Source organism: Kitasatospora sp. NPDC127067 (assembly GCF_042724755.1).
GTDB lineage: Bacteria > Actinomycetota > Actinomycetes > Streptomycetales > Streptomycetaceae > Kitasatospora > Kitasatospora lactacystinica.
Genome location: NZ_JBHXEM010000236.1, coordinates 1 through 5,893 on the forward strand (window position 1 = coordinate 1; position 5,893 = coordinate 5,893).

Here is a 5,893-nt window from a genome sequence, read left to right on the forward strand (position 1 = left end):
CTGTTCTCGGTGATCCTGGACGGCCGCAACGCCTCGTTGGGCGACGGTGTGCGGCGGGCGCTGGGGCGTGAGCCGCGGGACTTCGCCGACTACGCCCGCGAGGCCGCCGCCTCCGGCGTGTGGAACGCGTGAGCCGACCCGTCCGGGCGGCTCCGACCGGCCGCCTGCGGGCGGGCGTTGGTCGACAATCCGAACGGACTCTGGAGGTCTGGTCATGACGGACGGTACGACGATCTGGTCGACCGAGCACGGGCTCCGCGCCCTGCCCGAGCAGCTCAAGGGCTTCGGCCTGATGCACGTCGCGATGCGCCGGGACGCGGCACGGCTGACCGCCGTGGCGCAGCGCGGCGCGGCGGGCTCCTCCGCGGCGCTCGCGGAGTGGTTCGGGCGGCTGCGCGCGGTGATCGACTGGCACCACCACAGCGAGGACGAGATCCTCTGGCCGTACCTGCGCGGCCGGGTGGCGGGCTTCGACGGCAGCGGGGTCCTGGAGGAGGACCACGAGGCGCTGGACGCCTCGATGCGGCGGGTGGCCGGGGTGCTGGGCTCCGGCCTGCGGGCCGAACTCCCCGAGGCGGCCCGGGCGTTCGAGAGCCTGGTGCGCGAGCACCTGCGGCACGAGGAGCCGGTGGTCTTCCCGGCGCTGGCCGGCCTGTCGGTGGACGAGTACCTGCGGGTCGAGCGCCGGATCATCGGGAGCGCGCCGACCCAGGTGATGACCTACCTCCAGCCCTGGATGTTCGACGGCGCGGACGCGGCCTCGGTCCGGGCGGTCTCGGCGACCATCCCGGCCCCGGTGCGGCTGCTCGGGCGGACGGTCCTGGACCGGCGGTACCGGCGCGGCCTGGACCCGGTGCTCTGAGGAGGCCGGGAACCTCGCCCCCCCGGCCCCGGGCGCGGCACCGCGGCACGCGGCACGTGCCCTGCCGGGGAACGGGGTTCCGGTTGTCGCGGTTCCGTTGCGCGGCTCGCCGCACGGTGGGCGGTGTCGAGTGTTCCACGTTCGCCGGCGCCGCACTGCGCGGAGCCGGAAGAGTGAGAGGGTCCTGAGATGCGTTCGGATCAGACCGCGGTTCCGCTGTCGTACACGGCGCCGCCGGCCATCGGGGGTGCGGGGGTGGGGAGTTCCGTGCAGAGCGTCGGACAGAGCCGGGCCGCGGGTCCGCTGCTGGCGGGTGCCACCGTCGCGATGGGCCTGATGGCCGGGCTGTTCTTCGCCTTCGACGTGTCGGTGATGCCGGGCCTGGCGGCCGGGGACGACCGTACCTACGTGACGGCGATGCAGCACATCAACAAGTCGATCGAGAACGGGCTGTTCGGCCTGGTCTTCGTCGGCGCCTTCGCGGCGACCGGCCTGGCGGCCTGGCTGCTGCACAAGTCCGGCCGGCGCCGGGCGGCGCTGTGGGCGGCCCTGGCGACGGCGCTGTACGTGGTGGCGCTGATCGTCACCATGGGCGTCAACATCCCGCTCAACAACGAGCTGGCGGCGGCCGGCGACCCGTCGCAGATCCACGACTTCGCCGCCGTGCGGGCCAGGTTCGCGGACAGCTGGGTGCCGGCGAACATGCTCCGCACGGCGCTCTGCACCGGCGGTCTGCTCGCCCTGACCCGCTCCCTGGTGCTGAACGGCCGCGGCGGCCGCTGAGCCACGTGCGTCCCGCGTACCGCCGCCGTGCCCGTCCGCCTCGCGCGGGCGGGCACACGCGCGTTCCCGGGCCGTGCGCCCGCCCCTGCCCACGGGCCGTCGGACCCGGTCGGTGCGCGGGGGCGTGCGCCGGTGCGCCGGGTCGGTGCGTTCTCCCAATTCAGTTGGTGAGACCCCGAGTTGGCGAACCGGTCGGATGTGGTGGAGCATAGGCCGGGCCCGGTCTGTTGCGGTGCGCTTGCGCCGCGGCCGAGGCGCCGTTCGACTGCTGGGGGAGGAGGCGGTTCCGGTGAATCCGGCGGAACGTCCGTTTCTGGTCCGGGGGAAGGCGGTCCCCCTGGCCAGATACCTGGCGGAGGCGGACATCGAGGGCCTGGTGGCCTGCTCGTGCATCGGGAACGAAGTCAGCATCGACCTCGCGGACACCAGGATCCTGGTGAGCCTGGTCGACGTCGCCGACGTGGTGCGACTCAACTTCGACATGGTCCAGGACGGCCCGGCCAAGCCCCGCTCCTGGTCGCGCCGGCTGCCCGCCGGCACCGGCCCGCGCGAGATCGCGTCCCGGATAGCGCTGGACGTGCGGGCCCTGGAACGCGAACTCGCGCCGCTGCGGCTGCGCCCGCCCCGGGCGACGCCGACGGTGGCGCCGCCGAGGCAACACCGTCCGGGCTGACCACCCGGCGGGCGGGAACCGGCCCGGGTCCGGCGGCGGAGGCGCTGCCGGGCCCGGGCTCCGCGCTGTCCCGGTCGGGCCGGCGGCCCCGTGGGGAGCGGAAGTCGCCTCCGGGTATCCGGAGTTCGTCCTCCCACTTGTCGCGCGTAGAAACGTTCTTCCGCCGTACGTCTGGCCGTTGCCCGATGCGCCCGGTAGGGATCTGGTGGCGCTGTTAGAACCGCAGCGCCCGACCTTTCTTGTCCGTGGTCACACCGCCGGGCCACGAGCCCGGACGGTGGTCAGGAGGAAGCCTCATGCGGAGCACCTTGAACCCCCGGATCACCCCGAGAGCGGCGCGCATGCGGCGCCGGACGCCGGCGGCGGTCTCCGCCGCGGCCGTGGTGGCGGCGCTGGTGGCGCTGCCCGGCGGCGTGGCGCAGGCGGCGTCGCCCGACATCGTGATCAGCCAGGTGTACGGCGGTGGCGGCAACTCCGGTGCCCCGTACGCCAACGACTTCGTCGAGCTGTACAACCGCGGCACCACGCCGGTGTCGGTCACGGGCTGGACGGTGCAGTACGCCTCGGCCTCCGGATCCAGCTGGTCGCGGACCACCCTCTCCGGGACGATCGCGCCCGGCCACTACTTCCTCGTCCAGGAGGCCGCCGGGGCCGGCACCGGCGCCGCGCTGCCGACGGCGGACGCCACCGGCACGATCGCGATGTCCGCGACCTCCGGCAAGATCGCCCTCGTCACCAACGGCACGGCGCTGACCTGCTCCACCGGCTGCGCGACCCAGTCCGGGGTGAAGGACTTCGTCGGCTACGGCAGCGGCGCCGGCTCCGCCGAGGGCTCGCCGACCGGCAACCTGTCGAACGGCACCGCGGCCCTGCGCGCGGGCGGCGGCGCCACCGACACCGACAACAACGCGACGGACTTCGTGATCGGCTCGCCCGCGCCGCGCAACTCCTCCACCGGCGGGGGCGGAAACCCCGGCGGCACCCGCATCCACGACATCCAGGGCGCCGCCCGGGTCTCCCCGCTGGCCGGCAGCGCGGTCAGCGCCGTGCCCGGCGTGGTGACGGCCGTCGGCCCCAACGGCTTCTGGTACCAGGACCCGCAGCCCGACAACGACCCCGGTACCAGCGAGGGCATCTACGTCTACACCTCCGGCGCGCCCTCGGTCGCGGTCGGGGACTCGGTCACGGTGAGTGCCACCGTCAGCCAGTTCCGCCCGGGCGGCACCGGCGGCACCACCAACCTGTCGATCACCGAACTGACCGCGCCCGCCGTCACGGTGGTCGCCCACAACGCGCCGCTGCCCGCCGCCACCCTGGTCGGCCAGGGCGGGCGGGTGCCCCCGTCCGCGGTCATCTCCGGCGTCACCTCCGGCGACGTCGAGACCGCGGGGAACTACCAGCCCGCCACCGACGGCCTGGACTTCTGGGAGTCCCTGGAGGGCATGCGGGTCGAGATCGACGACGCGGCCGTGGTCGGCCCGACCAACAAGTACGGCGAGCTCCCCGTCGTCCCGCAGGGCAGCGGCACCCGCACCAACCGGGGCGGCATCCTGCTGCAGGCGAACGACGGCAACCCGGAGCGGGTCGTCCTCGGGAAGGCGCTCGCCCCCACCCCGACCGCCAACGTCGGCGACACCCTGACCGGCGCCACCGTCGGCGTGCTCGACTACGCCTTCGGCAACTTCACCCTCCAGGTCACCGCGACCCCGACGGTCACCCCCGGCACCACCACCCCCGAGGTCACCGCCGCGCCGACGGCCGGCCAGCTCGCCGTCGCGACCTTCAACGTGGAGAACCTCGCCCCGTCCGACCCGCAGAGCAAGTTCGACGGCCTCGCTGCGGGCATCGTCACCAACCTGCGCTCGCCCGACCTGATCGCCCTGGAGGAGATCCAGGACAACAGCGGCGCCACCAACGACGGCACGGTCAGCGCCACCCAGACCCTGGCCAAGCTCACCGCGGCCGTCACCGCGGCCGGCGGGCCCTCCTACTCCTACCGCGAGATCGACCCGGTGGACGGCCAGGACGGCGGGCAGCCCGGCGGCAACATCCGCCAGGTGTTCCTGTACCGCACCGACCGCGGTCTCTCCTTCACCGACCGCCCCGGCGCCGGCTCCACCACCGCCGACTCCGTGGTGAACGCGGGCGGCACGCCGCAGCTGGCCTACTCGCCCGGACGGATCGACCCGGCCAACGCGGCGTTCAACTCCAGCCGCAAGCCGCTGGCCGGTGAGTTCCGCTGGAACGGCAAGCCGGTCTTCGTGATCGCCAACCACTTCAACTCCAAGGGCGGCGACCAGCCCCTCTTCGGCCGCTACCAGCAGCCGGCCCACCCCTCGGAGAGCCAGCGCCACGACCAGGCGACCGTGGTGAAGGACTTCACCGACCGGATCCTGGCCGTGGACCCGAAGGCCTCGGTCATCGTGCTCGGCGACCTCAACGACTTCGAGTTCTCGCAGACCGCCGACATCCTCACCGCCGGCGGCTCGCTCACCGACCTGCCGCGCACCCTGCCGCTGCCCGAGCGCTACACCTACGTGTACGAGGGCAACTCGCAGGTGCTGGACCACATCCTGATCTCCGGCGCGCTCGCGGCCACCGCGTACGGCTACGACATCGTGCACATCAACAGCGAGTTCAGCACGCAGCTCAGCGACCACGACCCGCAGGTGGTGCGCATCCCGCTGCCGTAGCGGGCCCGACGAACGGTGCCGGTCTTCCCGAACCGCGGGGAGACCGGCACCGTTCGTCGGGGCGGGAACGCTAGCCGAGCAGCAGGAACTTGGTGGACGGGGTGTTCCGGTAGGTGCTGCAGTCGGTGTTCTGGGTGGTCGTGCTGTACGTGAAGCCGTAGGGGACGTCACAGGCCCAGAGGCCGCTGTACGGCTTGCGGAGGTGGAAGGCGTTGGACTGCCCGCCGCCCGTGGTGAGGTTGCAGGCGGTGCCCCAGACGAGGTAGTCGTAGGTGAACTCCGGGGTGCCCACGCAGGCGACCAGGCCGTCGACCGGCTTGCGCAGGTGGTACTGGTTGGACTGCACGCCGCTGATCTGGCTGCAGGCGAGACCCCAGGTGATGTTGTCGTAGACGAAGCCGGGCGTGCTCCGACAGGCCGTCAGGCCGTCGTACGGGGTCCGCAGGTGGAACTGCGGCGAGTTCCAGCTGCCGCCGCCGCTGCAGCTGCGGTTCATCGACACCTGGTCGTAGACGTACCCGGCCGGGACCTCGCAGGCCCAGGAGCCGTCGAGGCCGGTGGTGGTGGCCTTCGCGGGGGTCGCGGCGACCGCGCCCGAGAGCAGGAGGGCGAGGGCGGCCAGTGCGGCGAGCAGCAGGCGGGCGAAGCGGGTGTGCGCGTGTGCGGTGGGCATGGTTCTCCCAGGGTCGTGGCCGGACACGAGGCTCGGCGCGGGAACAACGGGACATGCGGTACCGTGCGGGCCGACAACGGCAGTTGCGGCCCGCCGAAGGTTTTAGCACGGCGTCGTCACGGCCGCCTCACGAACCGCTCAACTCGGGTGGATGTTGTGAAGGCCCGACCGGAACCCCGCCCCGACCGGAACCCCGCCCCGGCCCCTTG

The 5,893-nt window shown here is 73.2% G+C and carries 5 protein-coding genes and 1 pseudogene; 5 read left to right on the forward strand and 1 reads right to left on the reverse strand.

Annotation, left to right across the window (positions count from 1 at the left end):
• The 5 genes and pseudogenes from ACFWJ4_RS40475 to ACFWJ4_RS40495 all read left to right on the forward strand — a co-directional run.
• Positions 1-132: pseudogene (locus ACFWJ4_RS40475) on the forward strand (NmrA family transcriptional regulator); the annotation flags it as partial.
• Positions 133-214: 82 nt separating this feature from the next.
• Positions 215-862, forward strand: coding sequence for a hemerythrin domain-containing protein (locus ACFWJ4_RS40480; protein WP_380554219.1), 648 nt, complete (start codon positions 215-217; stop codon positions 860-862).
• A gap of 267 nt (positions 863-1,129) precedes the next feature.
• On the forward strand, positions 1,130-1,645 hold the full coding sequence (locus ACFWJ4_RS40485; protein ID WP_380554222.1) for a DUF1772 domain-containing protein: 516 nt from the start codon (positions 1,130-1,132) through the stop codon (positions 1,643-1,645).
• 289 nt (positions 1,646-1,934) lie between these two features.
• Positions 1,935-2,318: a hypothetical protein gene (locus ACFWJ4_RS40490; RefSeq protein WP_380554225.1), complete on the forward strand. Its 384-nt coding sequence runs from the start codon at positions 1,935-1,937 to the stop codon at positions 2,316-2,318.
• A gap of 296 nt (positions 2,319-2,614) precedes the next feature.
• Complete coding sequence (locus ACFWJ4_RS40495; protein WP_380554227.1) at positions 2,615-5,011, forward strand: lamin tail domain-containing protein; 2,397 nt, start codon at positions 2,615-2,617, stop codon at positions 5,009-5,011.
• A gap of 70 nt (positions 5,012-5,081) precedes the next feature.
• On the opposite strand, the gene ACFWJ4_RS40500 is transcribed toward ACFWJ4_RS40495, so the two are convergent.
• Positions 5,082-5,684, reverse strand: a complete 603-nt coding sequence (locus tag ACFWJ4_RS40500) for a hypothetical protein (RefSeq protein ID WP_359915169.1) — start codon at positions 5,682-5,684, stop codon at positions 5,082-5,084.
• Positions 5,685-5,893 lie beyond the last annotated feature (209 nt).